Annotated in this window: 24 protein-coding genes and 1 pseudogene; 22 read left to right on the forward strand and 3 right to left on the reverse strand. The window is 60.2% G+C overall.

The features are described from left to right. Positions 1-132 precede the first annotated feature (132 nt). From AC1U7K_RS09645 to AC1U7K_RS09695, 11 genes are all read left to right on the forward strand, one after another. On the forward strand, positions 133-582 hold the full coding sequence (locus tag AC1U7K_RS09645; protein WP_480250986.1) for an urease subunit beta: 450 nt from the start codon (positions 133-135) through the stop codon (positions 580-582). Positions 583-604: 22 nt separating this feature from the next. Then, a complete protein-coding gene (gene ureC, locus AC1U7K_RS09650; protein WP_480250987.1) occupies positions 605-2,329 on the forward strand; it encodes an urease subunit alpha in 1,725 nt (574 codons plus the stop codon). 17 nt (positions 2,330-2,346) lie between these two features. Next, a complete protein-coding gene (locus tag AC1U7K_RS09655) occupies positions 2,347-3,033 on the forward strand; it encodes an urease accessory protein UreF (protein WP_480250988.1) in 687 nt (228 codons plus the stop codon). A 14-nt stretch (positions 3,034-3,047) separates the two neighbouring features. Continuing rightward, positions 3,048-3,731 (forward strand): urease accessory protein UreG, encoded by a 684-nt coding sequence (gene ureG / locus AC1U7K_RS09660; protein ID WP_480250989.1) that lies wholly within the window; start codon positions 3,048-3,050, stop codon positions 3,729-3,731. Next, positions 3,706-4,575, forward strand: a complete 870-nt coding sequence (locus AC1U7K_RS09665; protein WP_480250990.1) for an urease accessory protein UreD — start codon at positions 3,706-3,708, stop codon at positions 4,573-4,575. The genes ureG and AC1U7K_RS09665 overlap by 26 nt, the downstream gene beginning before the upstream one ends. 514 nt (positions 4,576-5,089) lie before the next feature. Next, positions 5,090-5,260 carry a hypothetical protein gene (locus tag AC1U7K_RS09670; protein WP_480250992.1) on the forward strand — a complete coding sequence of 57 codons (171 nt, stop codon included), beginning with the start codon at positions 5,090-5,092 and terminating at the stop codon, positions 5,258-5,260. Positions 5,261-5,487: 227 nt separating this feature from the next. Then, the gene (locus tag AC1U7K_RS09675) at positions 5,488-5,616 is read left to right on the forward strand and encodes a hypothetical protein (protein WP_480250993.1); all 129 of its coding nucleotides are present in this window, start codon (positions 5,488-5,490) and stop codon (positions 5,614-5,616) included. Between the two features lie 124 nt (positions 5,617-5,740). After that, positions 5,741-6,424 (forward strand): response regulator, encoded by a 684-nt coding sequence (locus AC1U7K_RS09680; RefSeq protein ID WP_480250994.1) that lies wholly within the window; start codon positions 5,741-5,743, stop codon positions 6,422-6,424. Next, positions 6,421-7,854 carry a sensor histidine kinase gene (locus tag AC1U7K_RS09685; protein ID WP_480250996.1) on the forward strand — a complete coding sequence of 478 codons (1,434 nt, stop codon included), beginning with the start codon at positions 6,421-6,423 and terminating at the stop codon, positions 7,852-7,854. Before AC1U7K_RS09680 ends, AC1U7K_RS09685 begins: the two co-directional genes overlap by 4 nt. A 371-nt stretch (positions 7,855-8,225) precedes the next feature. Then, a complete protein-coding gene (locus tag AC1U7K_RS09690; protein WP_480250997.1) occupies positions 8,226-8,789 on the forward strand; it encodes a hypothetical protein in 564 nt (187 codons plus the stop codon). 74 nt (positions 8,790-8,863) lie between these two features. Further along, a complete protein-coding gene (locus AC1U7K_RS09695; protein ID WP_480250998.1) occupies positions 8,864-9,352 on the forward strand; it encodes a DoxX family protein in 489 nt (162 codons plus the stop codon). Positions 9,353-9,605: 253 nt separating this feature from the next. On the opposite strand, the gene AC1U7K_RS09700 is transcribed toward AC1U7K_RS09695, so the two are convergent. Continuing rightward, positions 9,606-10,097, reverse strand: coding sequence for a hypothetical protein (locus AC1U7K_RS09700; RefSeq protein WP_480250999.1), 492 nt, complete (start codon positions 10,095-10,097; stop codon positions 9,606-9,608). A gap of 398 nt (positions 10,098-10,495) precedes the next feature. On the opposite strand from AC1U7K_RS09700, the gene AC1U7K_RS09705 reads away from it, so the two are divergent. The 6 genes from AC1U7K_RS09705 (at position 10,496) to AC1U7K_RS09730 (ending at position 16,987) form a co-directional block, all read left to right on the forward strand. Continuing rightward, positions 10,496-10,996 (forward strand): hypothetical protein, encoded by a 501-nt coding sequence (locus tag AC1U7K_RS09705; RefSeq protein WP_480251001.1) that lies wholly within the window; start codon positions 10,496-10,498, stop codon positions 10,994-10,996. A gap of 55 nt (positions 10,997-11,051) precedes the next feature. Further along, positions 11,052-12,584 (forward strand): sigma-54-dependent Fis family transcriptional regulator, encoded by a 1,533-nt coding sequence (locus AC1U7K_RS09710; RefSeq protein ID WP_480251002.1) that lies wholly within the window; start codon positions 11,052-11,054, stop codon positions 12,582-12,584. Between the two features lie 587 nt (positions 12,585-13,171). Further along, positions 13,172-13,309: a hypothetical protein gene (locus tag AC1U7K_RS09715; protein ID WP_480251003.1), complete on the forward strand. Its 138-nt coding sequence runs from the start codon at positions 13,172-13,174 to the stop codon at positions 13,307-13,309. Continuing rightward, positions 13,306-15,213 carry a cytochrome ubiquinol oxidase subunit I gene (locus tag AC1U7K_RS09720; RefSeq protein WP_480251004.1) on the forward strand — a complete coding sequence of 636 codons (1,908 nt, stop codon included), beginning with the start codon at positions 13,306-13,308 and terminating at the stop codon, positions 15,211-15,213. The genes AC1U7K_RS09715 and AC1U7K_RS09720 overlap by 4 nt, the downstream gene beginning before the upstream one ends. Before the next feature lie 234 nt (positions 15,214-15,447). Next, positions 15,448-16,077: a S24 family peptidase gene (locus tag AC1U7K_RS09725; RefSeq protein ID WP_480251005.1), complete on the forward strand. Its 630-nt coding sequence runs from the start codon at positions 15,448-15,450 to the stop codon at positions 16,075-16,077. Positions 16,078-16,189: 112 nt separating this feature from the next. Beyond that, positions 16,190-16,987, forward strand: coding sequence for a hypothetical protein (locus AC1U7K_RS09730; protein ID WP_480251006.1), 798 nt, complete (start codon positions 16,190-16,192; stop codon positions 16,985-16,987). Positions 16,988-17,437: 450 nt separating this feature from the next. On the opposite strand, the gene AC1U7K_RS09735 is transcribed toward AC1U7K_RS09730, so the two are convergent. Continuing rightward, the gene (locus tag AC1U7K_RS09735) at positions 17,438-18,562 is read right to left on the reverse strand and encodes an efflux RND transporter periplasmic adaptor subunit (RefSeq protein ID WP_480251007.1); all 1,125 of its coding nucleotides are present in this window, start codon (positions 18,560-18,562) and stop codon (positions 17,438-17,440) included. 335 nt (positions 18,563-18,897) lie between these two features. On the opposite strand from AC1U7K_RS09735, the gene AC1U7K_RS09740 reads away from it, so the two are divergent. From AC1U7K_RS09740 to AC1U7K_RS09760, 5 genes are all read left to right on the forward strand, one after another. After that, a complete protein-coding gene (locus AC1U7K_RS09740; protein WP_480251008.1) occupies positions 18,898-19,071 on the forward strand; it encodes a hypothetical protein in 174 nt (57 codons plus the stop codon). 108 nt (positions 19,072-19,179) lie between these two features. Next, on the forward strand, positions 19,180-19,551 hold the full coding sequence (locus AC1U7K_RS09745; RefSeq protein WP_480251009.1) for a hypothetical protein: 372 nt from the start codon (positions 19,180-19,182) through the stop codon (positions 19,549-19,551). Between the two features lie 62 nt (positions 19,552-19,613). Further along, on the forward strand, positions 19,614-19,967 hold the full coding sequence (locus AC1U7K_RS09750) for a hypothetical protein (RefSeq protein WP_480251010.1): 354 nt from the start codon (positions 19,614-19,616) through the stop codon (positions 19,965-19,967). 79 nt (positions 19,968-20,046) lie between these two features. After that, complete coding sequence (locus AC1U7K_RS09755; protein WP_480251012.1) at positions 20,047-20,370, forward strand: hypothetical protein; 324 nt, start codon at positions 20,047-20,049, stop codon at positions 20,368-20,370. 57 nt (positions 20,371-20,427) lie between these two features. Continuing rightward, positions 20,428-21,372, forward strand: coding sequence for a sugar phosphate nucleotidyltransferase (locus AC1U7K_RS09760; protein WP_480251013.1), 945 nt, complete (start codon positions 20,428-20,430; stop codon positions 21,370-21,372). Between the two features lie 106 nt (positions 21,373-21,478). Here the strand turns inward: AC1U7K_RS09760 and AC1U7K_RS09765 are convergent. Continuing rightward, positions 21,479-21,607: pseudogene (locus AC1U7K_RS09765) on the reverse strand (sugar O-acetyltransferase); the annotation flags it as partial. Positions 21,608-21,715: the final 108 nt, after the last annotated feature.

Raw genomic sequence — 21,715 nt, forward strand, 5'->3', positions numbered from 1 at the left:
ATTGGGTCATTCTTTCTTGCGAAATTGGCCGAGTAGTTTTCTGATTCTTGGCAATGGTCTCGGCATATTGATTCTCTTGATCGTAGCAACTCATCCGCTGCTGAGACGTCTATCAAGTTGGGTCGACGCACCGTGATTAAAAAAGCCAAGGGAAAGCGTGGCAAACCTGTCACGAGGGAAAAGAGAGACGAGCCTATTAAAGCCAAGGCGGTTATCCCCGGGGAGATCATTCTCGGTCGGGACGACATCGTGGCCTTGGAGGGCCGGCCTACCCTCGAACTCATTGTGGCAAATACCGCCGATCGGCCCATCCAGGTCGGGTCGCATTGTCATTTTTTTGAGGCGAACCACGCGCTCAAGTTCGATCGTGAGAGAGCCTTCGGCTTTCGTTTGGAGATTCCGGCGGGCACCGCTGTGCGCTTCGAGCCGGGAGAGGAGAAGCGGGTGAAGCTGGTTGCCATCGGCGGCAATCGTGTGGCGTATGGCGTCAACGGTCTGACCAACGGGAGGCTGGACGATCCGACGGTCAAGGCAGAAGCGTTACGCCGCGCCAAAGAGCTCGGATTCACCGCCAATCCGTAGCAGGATTTAATGAATTGCGAAGATGAAGATTCCGCGCCGCCAATACGCTGATCTCTACGGCCCGACTGCCGGCGATCGGGTTCGGCTGGCGGACACCGACCTGATCATCGAGATCGAGCGGGATTTGACGACTCCCGGCGAAGAGGCGAAGTTCGGCGGCGGGAAGGTGATTCGCGATGGGATGGGCCAATCTCCAGCGGCGACACACGCGCGCGGCGCCCTGGACCTTGTCATCACCAACGCCATCATCCTCGATCACTGGGGCATCGTGAAGGCGGACATTGGGATCCGCGACGGCCGGATCGTGGGTATCGGGAAGGCGGGGAATCCGGACATGATGGCGGGGGTGACGAACGGGATGGAAGTGGGGCCTGGGACGGAAGTCCTCTCCGCCGAAGGCAAGATCGTGACGGCGGGCGGGATCGACACCCACATCCATTTCATCTGCCCGCAGATCATCACCGAGGCGCTGTCGGCTGGACTCACGACGCTGATAGGCGGCGGCACCGGGCCCGCGACCGGCACGAATGCGACGACGTGCACCCCCGGTCCATGGAACATCCACCGGATGCTCGAAGCGGCCGATGGCTTTCCCATCAACCTTGGCTTTCTCGGAAAGGGCAATGCGTCGTTGCCGGAGGGACTGGCGGAGCAAATCGCGGCGGGTGCTATCGGATTGAAGTTGCATGAGGATTGGGGGACGACGCCGGCCGCAATTTCGACGTGCCTGGATGTCGCCGAACGGTACGACGTGCAAGTCGCGATTCATACCGACACCCTGAACGAGGCGGGGTTCGTCGAGGATACGATCAAGGCGTTCAAGGGGCGCACGATCCATTCCTTTCATACCGAAGGCGCGGGTGGCGGCCATGCGCCGGATATCATCAAGGTCTGCGGCGAAGCGAACGTGCTGCCGTCCTCAACCAACCCGACCATGCCGTTCACCGTGAACACGATGGATGAGCACTTGGACATGCTGATGGTGTGCCACCATTTGAATCCTCGCGTGCCGGAAGACATCGCGTTCGCCGAATCCCGCATTCGCCGCGAAACGATTGCCGCCGAGGACATCCTGCACGACTTGGGCGCGATCAGCACCATGTCGTCGGATTCTCAGGCCATGGGCCGCGTGGGGGAAGTCATCATTCGCACGTGGCAGACCGCTCACAAGATGAAGGTGCAGCGGGGCGTGCTCAGCGACGGCAGGCCGAAGACGGGACACGACACCGATAACTTCCGCGCCAGACGCTATGTGTCGAAGTACACGATCAATCCGGCCATTACCCACGGCATCGCGCATGAGGTGGGCTCAGTCGAAGTCGGGAAGCTGGCTGATTTGGTCGTTTGGAAGCCGGCATTCTTCGGCGTCAAGCCGGAGATCGTCATCAAGGGCGGCTTTCCCATGGCGGCCGCGATGGGTGATCCGAATGCCTCCATTCCCACGCCGCAGCCCGTCTATACACGGCCGATGTTTGGCAGCTTCGGCCGCGCGCCGTTCAGTACGAGCCTGACGTTCGTTTCCCAGACGGCATTGGAGCGTGACGTTCCGCAATCGTTGCATTTACAGAAGCGCACAACTGCGGTGAAAGGGTGCCGGGGCATTGGGAAGCGGGACTTGAAGCTCAACGACGCGCTACCGCGTATCGACGTCGATGCCGAGACGTACGAGGTCCGTGCCGACGGTCAGTTGCTCAAATGCGACCCCATGGCCGTGCTACCGATGGCGCAACGCTACTTCTTGTTCTGATCGCTCTCGCGACTGCTATGGATCCCTCTACCCTGCTGGTCGGCATTCGCTTCATCGATAGCTTCTTTCCCTCGGGCGGCTACGCCTTTTCATCGGGGCTCGAAGCGGCTGTTCACGACGGCGCAGTTCGAAACCAAGAAGACCTCGCCCTCTATGTTGAAGATATCCTGCGGCACGGCATTGGTCGTTGTGAAGCGGTGGCGGCTGCGGCAGGATGCCGGGCGGCTCTGAAAGACTGTCATGCGATCGCGGCGGAGGCGGATCGAAGCGTGGAAGCGATGAAATTTAGCCGGGAAGCTCGCGCGGCCAGTCGACAGATGGGACGGCAGGTTCTGCGGGTTGCGGTCGATGATCGGGATGCCAATCGGCTGCTCATCGGCTATTTGGTGGAGGTCGAAGCGGGTGCGTTGCCTGGTCACCATGCTGTCGCTACAGGTCTCGTGTTAGGGACGGTTGGCTGGACGGCGGAGTCTGCGGCTGCGGCTTTCCTTTATCAAACGGCGGTCGGCTATGTTTCCGCCGCTTTGAAATTGCTGCCCATCGGCCAGCGGGCAGGGCAGCGGCTTCTTGCGCGATGGGCGCCGCTCATCGGCGAGGTCACTCGCGAGGCTGTATTGCGGCAACAATTATCCTGTTGGACGCCGGTGCACGACATCTATTCCATGCGGCACGCGCGGCTTCCCGTTCGGTTGTTCCGGTCATGAGCGGCGATCATCATATGCACAGTGACCGGCCCACCGTCGCCCGGCATCGTGGGATCCCGGTGATCGGCATCGGGGGCCCCGTTGGATCGGGTAAAACGGCGCTCGTCGAATCGCTTTGCCGGCGGCTCCGCGACCGATACAGTATCGCGGTGGTGACGAACGACATCTTTACAAAGGAGGACGCGGAGTTTTTGACGCGGCGCGGCGCCCTGCCCACCGACCGGATCATCGGGGTCGAAACGGGTGGGTGTCCGCACACGGCGATCCGCGAGGACGCTTCGCACAATCAGGAGGCGTTGGACGAGCTGGTGAAGCGGGTTCCCGATGTGGAGTTGTTGTTCGTGGAAAGCGGCGGAGATAATCTGGCTGCCACCTTCTCGCCCGAACTGGTCGATGCCGTCATTTATGTCATCGATGTCGCTGCCGGAGACAAGATTCCGCGCAAAGGCGGTCCGGGAATTACTCGCTCAGACCTTCTCGTCATCAATAAGATCGATCTTGCTCCCCACGTCGGCGCCGATCTCGACGTGATGGAGCGTGATGCTCGACGCATGAGAGGGGATCGGCATTTTGTCTTTACGAATCTTCTCACGGGGCAGGGCCTCAGCGGGGTTACAGAATGGATCGATCGGTTCGTCGCGTCGCTCGGCGATCGCCGGCAGGCACGAGTCCATGATGCACCGGTCGGCCACTCATGACGCTGATGTCGCTGCCGTTGGTCGTCACGGTACACTCGAACTGACGTTCGCGAGCCGCGACGGACGGACCTATCTCTCGCATCACGCCGCCTTCAGTCCCTGGCATTTCTTACCCGCGACGTCACTTGATGGAGACGTTGCCTACATTAATCTCGTAAACCCTTCCGGTGGATTGGTCGGTGGTGATCGTGTGACTGTTGAAGTGATCACCGGTCCAGAAACCCGGGTCCTTTGTTCCACGCCATCGGCAAATCGGGTGTATCGATCGCTCTCGGAGCGAGCAGAGCAGATCATCCGGGTTCATGTCGGCCGAGACGCCGTTCTGGAATGGGTTCCGGAGTTGACGATTCCCTATGCAGGCGCCCGGTTCTCGCAACGGGTCCACGTCACGCTAGAACAATTAGCCGGTCTCGTCTTGTGGGATGCCATAGCCGCGGGCCGTGTGGCGAGGGGTGAGCGATGGGCGTTTACGGAATTCGAAAATGAGATTCTCGTCCAGACGGTAGCTGGATCGCTTTGCGAGCGGTACATCATCAAGTCACGACCAGAGCCGCACCGCGGGATAGGGATCATCGGAGACTGGAACTATGTTGGAACCTTGTATCTCGTGAGCGACGGGATCGGTGAGGAGACGTGGAAACGGCTGGAAGAGTCGATTGGGGAAGTGCTGGAAAATCGGCAGGGCCGGGTCTTAGGAGGGGTGTCGGAGCCAGCCGTGCGAGGCCTGATCGTCAAATTGTTGGCGAAATCAGCCCCGGATTTGAACAGTGTGTTCGAAACGGTTTGGGCGGCTGCTCGGGCACAACTATGGGGTCTCCCGTTCCCGGCCCTGCGACGCTATTAGGTCCCTACCAAATCCCGAGTCCCATCATCACCATCCCGACAACCAACCATCCGAACACGCCGGCGGCGATCAGCGTTTCAAGGGACATGATGTACTCCGTGGTACGGGGATTTGAGAAGTAATTCGCTAGAGCGTCGCTGCAAAGGGAGTGCCGTAATTTCAGCCGAACCACGAAAGTAAAGAACGATCAATACTGGAGCGGGGACGATAAAATCCTCGATTTGACTAAGGAAAGACGAAGTGCGTACAAAACTGAACAGTCGGTGACAAATTTTCGTCATAGTTGGATGGCAGAGAAGAGGCTACATCAACAATCCCACCTGTTAGGAGCCTTACCCTCCTCATTGCCGACCTAGCGATCCAGGCGGGGCAAAAGTTTCGTTAGTTCGTCTGCCTGGCACTTTCTGAGCAGCATTGTCCATGCTTGTAGTGCTGCAACATGAACGGTTTTTCATCTCGGATTCATCCCGAGTTCATCCCGCCGCGATATTGTGAGGTCGAAAGGAGGACGGCCATGGGGAAGGATATCAGCTCACTGGTCGATGCCATGCTCGCGCTTCTCGGTGCGGTCGGCATCGTCATGTTCGGAATCGTAAGCGTGCTCAATTCGCCGCCGCGGCGCCCTGTGAATGAAAGCCGCACTGCAGGTCGAAGCGCGGGAGACTCTTTCGCACGGGCCGCCTAGCACCAGACAGGACAAGGGATGAACGAAAGAGAGGGAAGAGTCAGAAATGCCCGTTCGCAAGGCGTTGCTTGTGCTGCTGGTCACCGTCATTGCGCTGTTCGTGATGATTGTGTGGGGCCTCTCCGCGTTATTACGCCACGCAGACGGCCTAAGCCTTCGGTGAGCCGAGCACCAGGAACCACTGGAGATGAGGAACGACAGAGCACCGGAAGAGAAAGGAGGAATACATGTATCCAACTATCGCTTTACTGTCACTGATGCTGTTCATGTGGGGCGCCGCAATCTGGGCGACCTATCGAGACGACCACACGCCCGCGGCCAATGACACCTGGGACCGGTATTCTAAAGCCGCGTAGGTCTTCAAGGCACGTCGCCCCGCGGGGGCTGGAATAGGCAGAGCGGATACAGGAAAATAAAGCCCGGTGGCCCGGTGCGGGGCTGGTTTCCTCGAGCTACGGGCGGAGAAAAGACTCATCACTGATGCGGATCTTACTAGTAGAAGACGACGCTGACCTGGCCCAGTTCATGCGCAAGGGGCTCAAGGAGGAGCGGTACGCGGTCGATGTGGCCTTGGACGGAGAAGCCGGGCTCGAGCTGGCGCATCAAAACCCGTACGATCTGTTCATCCTTGATATCATGCTGCCCAAACTGGACGGGCTGACCCTGTGCCGGCGGCTCCGTGCCTCCGGCATCAGGGCGTCCGTCCTCCTCTTGACGGCGCGCGATACGGTCCAAGACAAAGTCTCGGGTCTCGATACGGGCGCGGACGATTATCTGACGAAGCCCTTCGCCTTCGCAGAGCTGTTGGCCCGTGTGCGGGCGCTCTTGCGTCGAGGCGGCCCGCAGCATTTGACGAAGCTCACAGCGGCCGATCTTGAGCTCGACCCCGCCTCCCGGCGTGTCTGGCGGGCCGGAAAAGAGATTGGACTCACGAACAAAGAGTACCTATTGCTCGAATTCCTCCTCCGCAATAAGAATCGTGTCCTCACGCGAACCGCAATTATCGATCACGTGTGGGACATCAGTTACGATCCCATGACCAACATCGTGGATGCCCACATCCGCGCCCTTCGGGCCAAGATCGACCGTGAATTTTCTCCCGCGCTGATCACGACCGTCCGGGGGGCCGGCTACATGCTGGAGGACCCCGCCGTTACCGCATGAAATCGCTCCACACGCTGATCCGCGTGTCGGCCCTGACGTTGATGGCGGGCCTCGTAGCTACCTTCTCCGTGCTTGTCTACATCGGCGGCGACAGCTTACTGCGACAATACGTGGACGGCCGACTGCTGGGCTTGGCCGAAACGCTCGCGCAGCTGATCGAACGACGCCCCGATCTCATTGAATCGGGCGCTGAGGAACTTGTGCCGGCGCAGGAGCCCGGCCAGACACCCGAGGAGCGCCACGAGCTCCGGGAAGTTGCGCACTCGGTGCTGATCTTTGCTACGGATGGCCATCTCGTGTGGAAAGGCTCCGATGTTGGTCCTCGCGGAAGGTTGCCGGAGACGTTCGTCGATCAGGTGCAACGCAAGCCGGCCGTGTTTGAAACCGTCCGGCATCCCGACGGAGCCTCCGTGCGCCGGGTCTCGATTCAAATTCCTCGGCATGGTGAAATGCGCTATATCCTTCAAGCCGAAGCCTCGCTCCTGTTTTCTCAGAAGACGCTCCAGGGCCTGATCGTGCTGCTGACCGTTGGATCGATCGCAATCCTGCTCATGGCCTGGCTGAGCAGCCGATGGTTAGCGGGGAAGATTCTGACGCCGCTTCGCCTGCTCGGCGCCAGCGCCGAGACGATTTCTGAAGCCGATCTGAGCGCTCGGTTGACGCTCGACTCACCGTTTGTGGAGTTCCAACGCCTGACGACGGCGTTTAACGCCGTCATGGATCGCTTCCAACGCGCGTGCAACAGTCAGCGTCAGTTCGTGGACTACGCCGCGCATGAGATGCAGACGCCGCTCACCGTGCTGCAAGGGAATTTGGAAGTGACGTTGCAGAAAGCGCGGACGCCGGAAGAATACCGAGAAGCGTTGCTGAGCAACTTAGAACAGGTCGAACGGCTGATCACGCTCACCCGGTCGCTGCTGGTGCTGACGAAGTTTGCGGGAGAGCGCCCCCCGGTCAGGCTTGCGCCGGTGGCCTTGGGGCCGTTGGTGCAGAACTTGGTAAGCGAGCTTAGGGTCCTCGCCGACGATCGCGGCATTGCACTGAGATTTGAAGGACAGCTTGTCCCGGAGATACGCGGAGACCCCCAATGGCTGCAACAAGCCCTCGTCAACCTGCTCGATAACGCGCTTCGATACACGGCATCCGGCGGGACCGTCACCGTGCGTCTCGAGCGCGTGGCGAACCAGGTCGCGATCCGGGTCGAGGATACGGGTCAAGGCATTGAGGCCGAACATCTGCCGCATCTCTTTGAGCGGTTCTATCGCACCGATTGGGCACGCGCGAGGGACTCCGGGGGGACGGGGCTCGGTCTGCCGATCGTCAAAGAAATTGTCGAGGCCCACCATGGTTCCGTGACTGTTCAGAGCCATGTGGGCAGCGGGTCGATCTTCACGCTCTGGTTACCAATTCCCGCCGGTCCTTTGGCCTAGGGACAATTCTTTCTCTCCAACTTCTCGGACCATCCCCCGGAAGCAGGGGCCTGTTCTACAAGCTGCGATCTCCGTCTCTACCGGCGCGGTTTCGAACCGGCATAGGGATGATCCTTCTGCCACTTTTCACGGTCGGTTCATCCGCTCTTCATCCTCGCGGACTATCATCTGAGTCAGGAACAGAGAGACACAAGAACGATGATGACGATGTTTCCAACGCTCATGGGAGGGGATGATGACAGATACCTTAGCCTATATTTTTCTCACCTTGGTGCTGCTGGGTTTCATTGTCTTAGTGGTCTGGGGCGTCTCGATCATGGATGTGACGAGCTAATGTTCCGGCCTCAGGAGACAGAGGGAAAGGGAATGACATGGCACATTCGACGCTGATCCGGACCAGACGGCCACGCAAGCAGTGGCGTCACGAGTACGCTGAGACACGGGAGGAGCAACTCCGAGAGGCGCTCAACCTGCTGCACGTTCAGAAACGGACCAACTACTGGTTGTACCGCTGTGCCGCTGAGCATTCCGCCAATGACCGATTACGCGCTCAATATGCCGCGTTTCGAGACGAGATCGAGCGCCAACTCGCCATCCTGGACGCCATGCAGCTCGAGCTGGGCTATGATCCGACAGGGACAAGCTTGCGAGCCATCCGCGAACAAGTTCCTGGTCAGCGTCTGCTCGAAACGCTCTTTGACAGTGACAGCTTGGACGCCAAGAGCAAGGAGTACGCATGCCTCGCGGCAGTCCTGCTCGCCGAGATCAAAGACCAAGAGAATTGGCAGGCCTTGAAACGGGTCGCCGCGCAACTGCCAGTCGGCGAGACCAAGCGGCTCCTTTCGACGATGCTTGAATCGATCGATCTCTACAACGAGGCACAATTGCGATGGGCCGATGCGACCTGGCAGCGAGCGATTATCAGAGGGCTGTAAGCCCGTTCTTCTTTCACTGTCGCTCTTCATGAGTCGTCCGGGACGATCTGGGTCAGATGGCTGAGACGCCGCCTATGCGTTGGATGCTCCAAACTGGCTCGCAGTGGACGGGCGTTCTTTTGCGGCTGACGATGGCGGGGATGGTGGTGTTGAAGACCGTCGACTATCTCCATGCGTCGATGCTGGCGAGTCGCATGGACCTGTCCGGGCCAAGTACGCTGAGTGAGCTGATGTGGATGGTCGAGAGCGCCACGGTCGTCGCCCTCTTCATTGGCGCGCTCCTGCTCACGCTCGGGATCGCGACGAGATGCGCCGCCGGCGTGCTCACAGTGATGCTGCTGAACGGAGTGGGTCTTCCCTACGGCTCAGCGCTGCAGTCCGAGATGCCGACTGAGCCGGCCTCGGTCCTCATTGTGCTCGAATTTCTCCTTGTCGTCATGGGCATCGCCTTGGTGTTGGATGGAGGAGGAAAGTGGTCGCTGGATCGGTGGGTTGTCCGCCGTTGGCGTGATCCCTCAGAGAGGATGTGGCCGCGACGAATCGTGCTGACGAAGATCGGATGAGCCGCGGCCGTAGAGGCATTTCATCATTTCTTCATCATGTCTTCATGTGCGCTCGGTATGGTGGCCGCGACGATAGGTGCCGGACGGAAGGTCTCTTCTCCGCAAGGGCGCGGAGAAGCGGATAGGTGTGGTCCTTCCCTCCTGATGGACGACACTGATAGGTGGAGCTGGTGACGCTTCACACCAGCTCCACCGCTCCGCCGTCGCCTCGGACGCCAGGAAGGCCTCTGGATGTCGCGTCGACTCTGATCTCTCAGTCCAGCGAGGAGAGGGAGGCCCGTTCGTGCTGCAATCGCAGCCGCTCTTCCCGTCGGGCAAGTTCTTCGTTTCCTAACGCACGGACGTGTCGGGCACGTTGGAGGTAATGGCTGGGGGTGCGGCGGTAGCATTCGTCCCACAGCCGGTCCGCGAAGTCCGCGTCCACTCCGCCGACCCGGTTTTCCAGCATGGCCATGACGGCGTTGATTGCATGCGCGGTTCCGACATGGTCGCCGCGGCGGTACGCGTCTCGGACCTTGATGAACTGATCGAGGTAGAGATCGAAATCGCCTGCCGCACGACCCTCGCGTGCCAAGAGGCGAAACTCGGCGGCCTGCGCGAGAAGCTGTTCCGGCCAGAGCGCGTGGCTATTGATCGGGTGGTCGCGAGGGAACAGGGGCGACACGCGCTCCGCGGATTGCGTACACGAGACAAGCAGGATTGCTGCGCAGACGGCACCGGCAGCGCGGATTGAGAAGGGCACCATCGCCATACACCTCCCTTTCGTAAAAGGACGGTGACGCTTCGAGCAACAGGCATGCCGCGCTGCTTTCAGGAGAGGGGACCGAATGTCATGAGCTTCCGCAAATCTCTGTCGATCGACGTTCGGTCGGTGAGCCGTTCACCGTGGCATGTCACGGTGAACCGTTTGGTATCACGATCGAGAATGACAGAGGTCAACCTCTGGCCGGGTGCGCGGAGCCGCACTGACCATCGTGGGTCGCCACGCTTCACCGTGATTCGTCACGGTACTCTCGACGACACGGCGCCGGAAGCGCTCGATCCCGTTGATACTCGATGCGTCAAATTGCACTCCTCTGCGGTATGGAGATTGCTGTGCACGTGTCACGCATGCAGCACGTCTCACAACCAAAAGGAGGAAGTATGACTCGCACCTTTCGTACACTCGGTCAGGCGGCTCTCTTCAGCGCCATGCTTGTCGCGTTCCACGGCCACGATTATGATGCGAATGCGACGAGCGGCAATGAGTACGGCATCGACGGGCGCGCCGTGATCGGACAGACGGCGTGGACCGATCAGTTGCTGGGAGAGGTCGTGAAGTACAAGAGCCTGGCCGAGTACGGAGCGATTTCAGGGAACTTCGAGCCGTACATCGATCAGTTGCTGAAAGTCCGGAGCAGCCACCAACAGGGACAGCATCGCCAAACGTTCGACACGCTCAACACGTTCATGGTGATGCTCGAGTCGCGTGTCGGGCAAATCGATCCGTACGCCGCAGACGCACTGTGGGACCTGTGCTATCGGATTACGCCGGATCAATTTCACGCCCGTGATCGGCACGTGCGCGCCAAGGGACACGAGGAGCTTCAGAAGTGGGAAGAGTTCCTGCGGACCATGGACGAGAAGGCGTCTCTGTCTTTTTAGTCCACGGTAAGGGGAGAGGCGGCTTCAGTGATGAGAGAGACGGTCAATTAAGGCGATGCACCGCCAGCAGCTCAATTATCAGGTGCTTCTCGAAGTCACGAATGCGCTTAACTCCGAGCGTGACTTCGAGGGGCTCTGGCGCGTCATCGCGCGCCGTCTGCACGACGTGGTGCCGTGGGCGCGGGCCGGCCTGACGTTGCACGACCCGGAGACCAACACGTTTCGGTTTTATGCGCTCGTGACGAACCTCGACACGCCGCTGCTCGGCATGGACGCCGTCATTCCGGCCGAGGGGAGCGCGGTCGGCTGGGTGCGCACGCACAAGCAGATACACGTCCGTCCCAACCTTCAACGCGAACGGGTGTTTCTGGAGGATGAATACTATGCGCAGGAGGGCTTGGGCCGCATGATCAATCTGCCCTTGCTCGTGAAGGGCCGTTGTCTGGGCACGCTGAATCTCGGCAGCTTGGAAACCGGACAGCCGGATGACGAAGACCTTCGATTCCTGCAGCAAGTTGCCACGCAGATCGCCTACGCCATCGACCACGTCCGGGCGTACGAGCAGATCACGCGCCTCACGGAGCAGCTCCGATTGGAAAACGAATACCTGACCGAGGAGGTGAAGACCAGCCGCCATGTCGGAGATCTGATCGGAGAGTCGCCGGCTTTTCGCGACGTCCTCGCGTTGGTGCGCGCCGTCGCGCCGACCCAGACGAGCGTGCTGCTGCTGGGCGAAACCGGCACGGGCAAGGAACTGTTGGCCCGCGAGATTCATGAGGTCAGTCCTCGTCACGCCGAGCCGTTCATCCGAGTCAATTGCGCCGCCCTGCCGCCGGGGCTCATCGAAAGCGAATTGTTTGGGCACGAGCGGGGGGCGTTTACGGGTGCGGACCGGCGGCGCGCCGGCCGGTTCGAGCTCGCGCACACCGGGTCCATCTTTCTCGACGAGATCGGCGAGATGCCGCTGGAGGCCCAAGCGAAACTGCTCCGCGTGCTGCAGGACGGCGTGGTCGATCGGGTGGGGGGCAGCCAGTCGGTCCCCGTCGATGTGCGGATCATCGCGGCGACGAATGCGGACCTCAACAGTGCCATGACTCGTGGCACGTTTCGGCCGGACCTGTACTATCGGCTGAACGTCTTTCCGATCGAGGTGCCGCCGCTCCGGTCGCGGCGTCAGGACATCCCGATCTTGGCCGAGCACTTCCTCCGCGAAATCGGGTCGACCCTGAAGCGGCCGGGCCTTCGCCTCGACGCGGCGTCCGTGCAGCGATTGATGGACTATCGCTGGCCGGGAAACGTGCGCGAATTACGGAACGTGATCGAACGGGCCGTGATCCTCTCGCACTCCTCCCAGGTTCACATCGCGGAGCACCTGTTACCCCACGAGCAGAGCGCGGCGCCGCAACCGTTGGAGCTGCAGAGTCTCGAACGCAACCATATTGTGGACGTACTCAAGCAGACCGGCTGGCGGATTTATGGCAAACACGGCGCGGCCGAACTGTTGGGCCTCAATCCGGAGACCCTGCGGAGCCGTCTACGCAAGCTCGGCATCCACAAATCCAAGGTCCACTACGATGGAGGTCTGTAGCCGGCCCTGACCTCTCCTTCATCCGGAAAGGCCGGTTGACGGCAGCCTGCGGAGCAGTAGCTTGACAGTCGGGCCACCGGCCATGGCGGCACCTCACAGGGCGGCTATCGGTGCTCCGCGCTTCCCTCTCGATGTTCTCTTCCTACGAAGAGGCTGGACCCGCCTGTCTCGCCTCCGCCGGACAGCCAGTTCCAGCACAGACCCCCGGAGCAGGCCGACCCACTGGCCTGCTCACTCCCTTCGACCCTTCCTGAGGGAAGTCTCAATACCCTCCCGACCAAGCGGAGGTGGCGTCGCTGTCCATGCTCCAGGGTCATGTCCCTGCCATCGGGCGGTCTGCCCACCGCTGCTGTGGCGTAACGGCGTAGCAGACGTGGACCGACGAGAGCTCAGAGCTCAATGCCACTCGTGTTGGTTCACGGTACGTTTCGTTGTCCTTCACGGTCGGACGAGCCATCTTCCCCTCGCTGCTGATGAGTGCCCTGCCAGCGCCGCGACTTACGCGCGTCCTGAATACGCGAGCCATGGTACGCGCCTTGTAACGGGTGTGCATGAAGACCATCACGAATGAAGATCGAGGAGGCACTATGACCACGCTGACCACGCTGCTTGTCGCCATCGGCACGTTGGGTTCCATCCTGCTGGCCATCGGCAATATCTGGTTGCTTCGCCCGCCGATCGCCTATCACACACGTCCCTACGGGCGTGAAGGAGGGAAGCGATGAGACTGTCTCATCCCAATCGAGCGCTCGTGATCGTCCTGTTGGGGCTGTGTCTGCTACTGCCGCTGAGTGGAGCGAGTGGCTCGGCGCAGGAGACGGCGTCGGGAACGAAGGCAGGCGCTGGTGCCGGTAGTTCTGACGGTCACGTGGAGTACTCGCGTGACGTCTATTATAAGGTGGAGGGCCCGGTCTCAGGGCCCCCGGCTCCGACCACCGCGGACACGACCGAGCACTATCCCCGGTACAATTTCGAAAGTCGTGTGCTGATCTGGTTCGCGAACCAACAACATCTGTATTACGGCAGCTTCGTCCTCGCCGTCCCGATCTTCTGCATGATCATCGAATTCATCGGGATGGTCGCGAAAGACCGAGCGTTGGGCAAGAAATACGATCAGCTTGCGCACGACTTCATCAAGATCAGTCTCACCGCCTATTCCTTGACGGCGATCCTCGGCGGCATTCTCCTCTTCACCTTCCTGACGCTGTATCCGACCTTCTTCGGGTATCTCTCCAGTATTTTCCGACCCGTCATGCACATCTACGCGCTCCTCTTCGTCGCCGAGAGCGGCACCCTGTACATCTACTACTATGGTTGGGACAAGATGAAGGAGGGGCTGCTCAAATGGATCCATCTGAGCATGTCGGTGATCCTCAATGTCATCGGCACGGCCTTGATGTTTCTGGCCAACTCCTGGATCGCCTTCATGATGTCGCCGGCGGGCGTCGATGATCAGGGGCAGTATCTGGGGAACATCTGGCACGCGATCCATACGGCGCTGTGGAACCCGCTCAACGTGCATCGGATCCTCGGCAACATGGCCTTCGGCGGCAGCGCGGTCGCCGCATACGCCGCCTATCGGTTCCTCTCGGCCAAAACCGATGAAGAGCGGGCCCATTACGATTGGATGGGCTACGTCGCCATGTTCATCGCGGTCCTGTTCTTGATCCCGCTCCCATTTGCGGGGTACTGGCTGATGCGCGAGGTCTATGCCTATCGGCAACAAATGGGGATCACGCTGATGGGCGGCCTGCTCGCCTGGCTCTTCATCATTCAGGCGACAATGATCGGCGCACTCTTCCTGACGACGAGCTACTACCTATGGCAGTGCATGGAGCGCATGCGGGGCGCCGAACGCTACCTACGCTACGTGAAGTATCTGGTGTTCGTCATGATCTGCAGTTTCCTGATTTTCATTACCCCGCACACCATGGTCATGACGCCGGCGGAGCTCAAGGCGATGGGCGGCCAGCAGCACCCCGTGTTGGGGAACTACGGGGTCATGTCGGCCAAGAACGGCGGCATCAACGTCATGATCGTGACGACGATCCTGAGTTTCATCTGGTATCAGCGCGGCAATAAGATCCCGACCGTCTCGTGGGCCAAGTTCGGCAACATCTTCATGGGGTGTTTCTTCGCGGTCGCCTATCTCAACATTATTTGGCTTGCGATCTACGGCTACTACATTCCCGCGAATGTGCGCGTGGGGCTCTCGGTCCCGCAGGTCGCCACGACCCTGTCCTGTCTCTTCTTCATGACGGCGCTGAACCTGGTCATGTTGAAAGGGGCCAAGCAGGGCGGGCCGGTCGAATGGGGCCGGATGACGGCGCGGTCGCAATATGCCCTCATCATGCTCGCCACCGAATTCACCTGGATGATGGCGCTCATGGGGTATATTCGCTCCTCGGTCCGACTGTTCTGGCATGTCAGCGAAATCATGCGCGACAACTCGCCGTGGGCCTACACGCACACGGTCGGATTCGCGGCTAACATGATCTCGTTCAACGTGCTGTTCTTCTGGATCAGTATCTTGTTCGTCTTCTGGCTCGCCTCGTTGGGGACCAAGCCGGTGAAAGTCCCGGCCGCGGTCGTGAGCCCGGTCCCGGAGCGGCATCCGGCCTTTCAATAAGGGAGAACCGCCATGGAGAAGCACATGAGCAAGGTTTCATGTTCGATTCACAGACAGTTCATCGAGAGGCGATACAGTGAGAACGAGCGGGCAGGGAGCGAGGACGGCCGCTCCCGAAACGCGAACAAGGTATATGGTACGTGGGCGCTCGGCCGATGAGGATTCCCAATTCGTTGTGCGGTTGCTCCGTGCTGCTTCTTGCGACGAGGAAGATAAGTTGCTGTCACCATTGTTATGACACTCTCGAGCTTACTACTCAAAGAGTTGAGCGATGGCCAGACGGAGGCCGGTCTGGCGAGTGCGATCGGCATTGCTGAAGCGCAAGTCAAAGCGATTCTCGACGGGATGGTGCCGACCGATCTTTCAACCTGGAAGCGATTCGCCGCCTATTTCCGCATGGATGTCGACATGCTTCGATTCGGTGATCTGCACGCCACAAGTGCTTCAGACCTGCTCCGCGCCGATCCTCCTGTTGACCTGGGGCAGTATCGCACGGTGCCACTGCTCTCGTGGTCGGATCTCGCGGATCAGCTCGGCGATCGAGCCGTCGCCATGTCGACCCGCACGATCGAAACCGACGTGGCAGGAGAGCGGGTCTTCGCCGTACGGCTCGAAGATGATTCGATGCAGCCGCTTTTCCGGAGCGGCGAAATCATCTTCGTGAATCCGGACATGGCCTGGCAGGCCGATGACTATGTCGTGGTCAGGACGGCGGAAGAGGTACGCCGTCCGATCCTCCGCCAAGTCAAGAAAGTCGGGCGGCAATACGTGCTCCATGCCTTCAATCGTCGCTATCCGGATGCCCCGCTGATGGAACAGGATGTCATCGTGGGAAGGGTGGTGCGCCTTCGCCTGAATTTGTGATGGCTCTATGGGTGCGTTCCGAGTCGAGGGGCACCTTTCGGGGCCGGGCAGCACCGATGAGACGAGAGATAAGGGCGTTATCAATGTCCGTCTACTCAAGGAAGGAGTAATCATGGCACGATGGATGAAATGGCGACCTACGATGGTTCTCATGGCCTTGCTCATCTCGGCAACGGGCGCGGATGCCGCTTCGCTAGCGTCGGGAGGTGAGCCGCAGCTCCTGCCGGGCGATCGAGTGCTGCTCGGGACGGTCGAGGCGGTTGCAAGCGATCAGGCCAGAATCGATACCGGCGAAATGCAGCCGCGCTTCATTCCGATGAACGTGCGAAAAGAAAAGGGCCTTCCCGACCTCAAGAAAGGCGATCGGGTGGAGATTACCGTCAACGATCAAAATCTACTCGTCGATGTGCACCTGATAGGCGAGGCAGGGCAGCATCGGGTCGTGCAAGGGCAACTCGCGCAATCCCTCGTGACCGGGCACGACCGGGCCGTGATTCGCACGACGGGAGGCCAGGAGGAATCTCACGGAGTGCGGCCGGTCGCGCGGAGTAAGGTGGCCTCCATTCCGGTCGGCGTCGATGCCGTGTTCCTGATCGACGAACTGAACCGCATCGTCGATGTCACCTTCGGGAGTAGAGAAGCGGTTGAGCGCGCCGGGGAACTTTGGAAAAAGAAAACGCCGCTGAAGGGAAACTTCACACGAGTGGTGGGCATCGTCCGGGAGCCGTTCAAAGAGAACAGAATTGCGATCCAAACCGAGGAGGGGGCTGAACAGGCGTATGACGTCCGTCCCGTCATGCATACGGCCGTCTCCACGTTGTCTGCCAACGACCCCGTGGTGCTTCTGATCGATGAAGAGAACAAGGTCATCGACGTGGCGATCCCGCCACATGTCGAGCGGAAGCCATAATATGACTGGATGGCGATTGGTAGACCGGTGACCTAAGAAAGGGTGATGAGTTGGTATGACGACGAATGGAGATACTGCTCTCAGCTCGTACCGGACATGGCTGCGCCCGTTCAAGTTGCCGCGGGAACCGACGGACGGCGATCTCGCGGCCGGACAGGAAGCAAACGAGGCCCTGCCTCCTCTTCATGACGGGAGCCTCGTCTCAATCATCTCGGGCGAAGGTCAGCCACCAACAGGTGGATCCCCGCACCGGCGAGCGCTTTCTCCGTGCCAACACCCCATCGCATGATGGAAGCGGCGTTCTCATTAAGAGGCCGCGATGTCGCCTTTCTTCACTATATGATGAATTGATCACCGGGTGTTGATCTCTGTGGCGGCCTTCCGCCGGCACCGCGGCTCGGGATAGTCATCTTGAGGACGGCGTGGCACGGAGAGGCGACACGGCGTATATCATCCTGGGGTTTCTAGAGCTTTCAGGAACACAGCTCCCTTTGTAACGATCTGTTCTCCGTCCGCCAGGCCTTCCAAGACAAGAGCCAAGCCGTCAACAGCAGGGGCGGCAACTTGTACGGCACGTCTCGCATACCGACCTTCCCCGTCCATCACATACACATACTCGTTCCCCTCGATGACGAGGATCGCCTCTCTTGGGACGGTGAGAAAGGACTCCTGAGTGAGATCGACCTGGACTCGGGCGAACATGCCCGGCTTCAACTTACGGTCATGATTCTGTACCGAGACTCGAATTTTGATCGTCCTCGTGGTGGGGTCCACGACATGGCCCATGCCCGTGATGACGGCCGGGAACGTGACCTCTGGATAGGCTTCGGCGACGACGGCAGCCTCTTGTCCGTGCTGCAGCATCGCGATATCTCGTTCATACACATCAGCGATGACCTGCAGTGTGTCAAGATCCGCGACCGTGAACAACGGCTCGTTCGGCGGCCGCCCCACGGATTGACCTGGCACGGCGGTTCGAGCCACAACGGTTCCGGACAGTGGGCTTCTCAGTTCAAAACGAGCCGTAATTTTGTCGTCAGATACGAGTGTCTCGACCTCGAGTGAGGAAACGCCGAGTGCCAGGAGGCGCTCTTTTGCACGGTGGAATTCCGCCTCCGCTTTCACGAGGTCGCGTTCTGCGTGTTTGAGATCCTTTAACGAAAGGGCGTTGACGGCATACAAGTCACGAGCAAGCTGATAGAACACCTTGGCATGCCTCCGTTCGGCCTGCTCGCGGATGAAATCCGCATAGGCCTGTGCGATCTCGGCACTGTCCATCACCAGCAACACATCGCCTGCTCGAACTCGATCGCCCACCCGCGCGAGGACCTCCACAATCCGTCCTTCTAACGGTGTCGAAACCCTGGCATAGCCGTCCTCCCCGTAGGCAACTTTTCCGGTTAACGTCAGAATCCTCTTCGCCGGTCCGCGAGTGACGACACTCGTCTCAATATGCCGCTGGGCCGGGAGAGTAAGCCGTTCAGGCATAGTCAATGAGGCCGCGGTCGAGACCACGCCCTTGTCCTCGCTGCAGGCGGCAGCCACGAGCAGCAGGATCATTAGCAACGCGTGCATCAAACGTCGAGGGGTGTGGCAGCGAGCCGTAGCTGCGCCAAGGCCGGAAAAACATCCCTCGTACAAGTGTGTTGCGTGCAGCAATGGCCTTTCTTTTTCTCTCAGCATGACTAGTGCAAGGACGTGAAACAGCGGGCTGTGCACCCACTGACGACAAGCCGCATGACTTCATCCTGAGATCGTGACATGGGGAAATCATGAACGGTGGATGAAGATTTGATGAAGAACCGGCCTGAACGCTTCTTCATCATTCGTTCATCCCCAGTTCATCCCGTCCTGTTAGGGTGAGATCACCTAGCGGGCCGAACATTGACAACGAGAGAAGGCCGACGAGGATGATGATCCAGATCCACGACGAAGCGCGAAAGGGATTATGGGCACGGCTCATCGCCGGGATCATGACGGTCGCGGTGATGATGCTTGCTGTGGTGATCGCCATCTGGCTGATGGTCGTCGTGGGCCTCTCCGTCATGGATGTATCCACGCCGGGCTTTTGCCCACCGGTATAACGACGAGTAGCGGATTTGCGAGTAGCGGATTTGATCGATCTGTAACCTGGGAGGTGTGTGATGAAACCAGTCGCGAGAAGGAGCGTTTGGCCGGTCGTTGTGTCATGCATGGTCTTGACCCTTGTGCCGGTCTTCTCGCAGGTGGAGGGGGCCGAATGGCTGCCTGGCGTCGATGCACGTGGGGCCGCGTGGGTCAAGGAACTCGAGGAGAAGCTTAACGAGAATGCGTACCGAGACGTGTTCGCCAGTGGTCCACGTACACCGCAGGAATCCGTCATCAGATTGCTGAATCAAGCCGCCGTCGCATCTGCGCAAAACAACCGGCCGTTGGCCGACAGCTTCGTGCAGCGTGCCATTGCCGTGTTGGAAGACGGCGTCCGCAAACACTATTACACCAAGTCGGACATCGAGCCGATTCTGACGTTCATTCAAGAGCGCGCTGGAATGGCAGATACGACGGCTCTGAACGACGCTTCTTAGCACATCAGGAGGGCGGGACAGCGCTCCTGCCCTCCGCCTGTGCAGTCCGCGGAGGTGACCTGATGCACGTGAGAGTCTACGAGCGTTTTTGGGGGAACCGTATCGGTGCCACGGGGTATGACTTCGGCGCGGCCCCGATCGGAAACCTGCCACCGCCAGGGATTGTGTTGCCGAAACCGCTCCGCTGGTGGTCCTGGGATCACTCACAGCGCCTTCGGACGATCATGGCTGCGCGCGATGCCCGGCTGAGCGAGATTGTGACCTTAGGGGACATTGTATCCGGAACCCGGCCGCTGACCCAGCATGAGGTGGTGGCGCAGCAGCCGTTGGACGAGCGATCGCAGCGGTGGGCTGCTCCAATGGCATGGACGGAATCTGCCCGTCCCGACGGGCCTGAGGTTCTGGCTGCAGCCTGAACCCGATCGGGTCTGCCGGACCGGCGGAGACCCGTATGAGGCGACAAGAGTTTTATCTTCAACAACAGGAGAGACAGTCATGAGACGCGCCGTGAACAATCATCCGTGGTCCGAACCACCATCCGAACGCATGGGTCGTGGTGAGGCAGGCAAAGTCGACGAACGGTTCACCGATGTTTGTGCCCGTTGTGCCGGGTTCCTCGTCGTGGAATGGTGTCAGGATGTCTTGGCGAATACCAGCGAGCTCTTCATCCCCATGCTCCGCTGTGTCCAATGTGGACACCGTACCGATGCAGTCAGCGCGCGAAATCGAATGGGACCGCTCCGCACTCGTCGTCGGACGCGCCGTCGGTGGGCGAGAACGGCGCCCACGGCGGTCTGTCTGCAGAAAGCGCGTGCGTAGCGGCTGCGACACAGCGTTCCGGGACAGTATTGAGACGTGAGGAAAGGAGAGCATCGGATGCAGGATCGAGAAGGAGCGACGGGTCTCTGGGGCATCATCCTCGCCGGCGGCGAGGGCCGCCGGATGCAACGTTTTATTCGTGAGCAACTTGGGCAGGAGGTCCCCAAACAGTACTGCACGTTTGTCGGCAGCCGCTCGATGTTGCAGCACACCATTGATCGGATGGCGCGGCTCATCCCACTCGACCGTCTCGTCGTGGTGGCGTCGCAGCAGCATCAGGCGCTCCTGTGGAATCAGCTGGAGGGCCGAACACCGGGCACGATCTTGTTGCAGCCGAGCAACGCCGATACCGGCGCCGGCATTTTCTTGCCGCTCACGTATGTGCTTGCGCGTGATCCGGCCGCGACGGTGGTCCTCGTGCCGACGGATCATTTTGTGTATCCCGAAGAGGCGTTGATCGAGACGATTCGGCACGCGGTCTTTGCCAGTCAGTGTACGGTCAACCAGCCGATCTTGGTCGGCGTTCGCCCAGATGCCCCGGAAGTCGACTATGGGTGGATTCGGCCGGGACGCTTCCTCAGCTGGACGGGCAAGTACCCCCTGTGTGCTGTGGATTGCTTTGTGGAGAAGCCGAGCCAAGCGGAGGCGCACCGGCTCCAGCACAGTGGGGCGCTGTGGAACACGATGATCACGATCGCCAAGGGTCGACGGCTCTGGCAACTCGGGTGGGCCGTGTTGCCGGAGCTCATGGCGCTGTTCAACCGCCTGCAGGTCGCGATTGATACGAGGGAGGAGCGGCAAGTCCTCGAGCGAATCTACGCGGCGATGCCGACACGGAACTTCTCGTCCCACCTGCTCCAGGTCGCGCCACGCGAACTGGCGGTCATTGAGGCGCGCGACATGTCCTGGAGCGATTGGGGGCATTCGGATCGCATCAAGCGGAGTTTGGACGCGATTGGCAGGCACCCCGCCTGGGCGGAGGACGGCCTGGTCGCAACATAACCGCTGAGGATGGATCGACCGGGCCGCGTTATGCGTGGGTCGACGGGAGTCATTATGAAGAACTGTGGAGAGGAGGCAAACGCGGGGCCGCACTCGGCACCGACGATTACTCGGTGATCTCCCGGATTACCCGGCACGGGTTGCCCGCGGCGAACACGCTATCCGGCACATCGCGGGTGACGACGCTCCCGGCGCCGATCACCGCGCGCGCCCCAACCCTCACGCCGGGCAGGATCGGGTCGTACAGCTCTCCCGCGAGCATCTTCTGACGTTCGGTCTTCATTGGGTACTCCCCGGTTAAGGGTGCCTCTGGAGCCGGCAACTTCGACGGAGAGGGGCGACC

Source organism: Nitrospira sp. Vd2 (assembly GCF_979581665.1).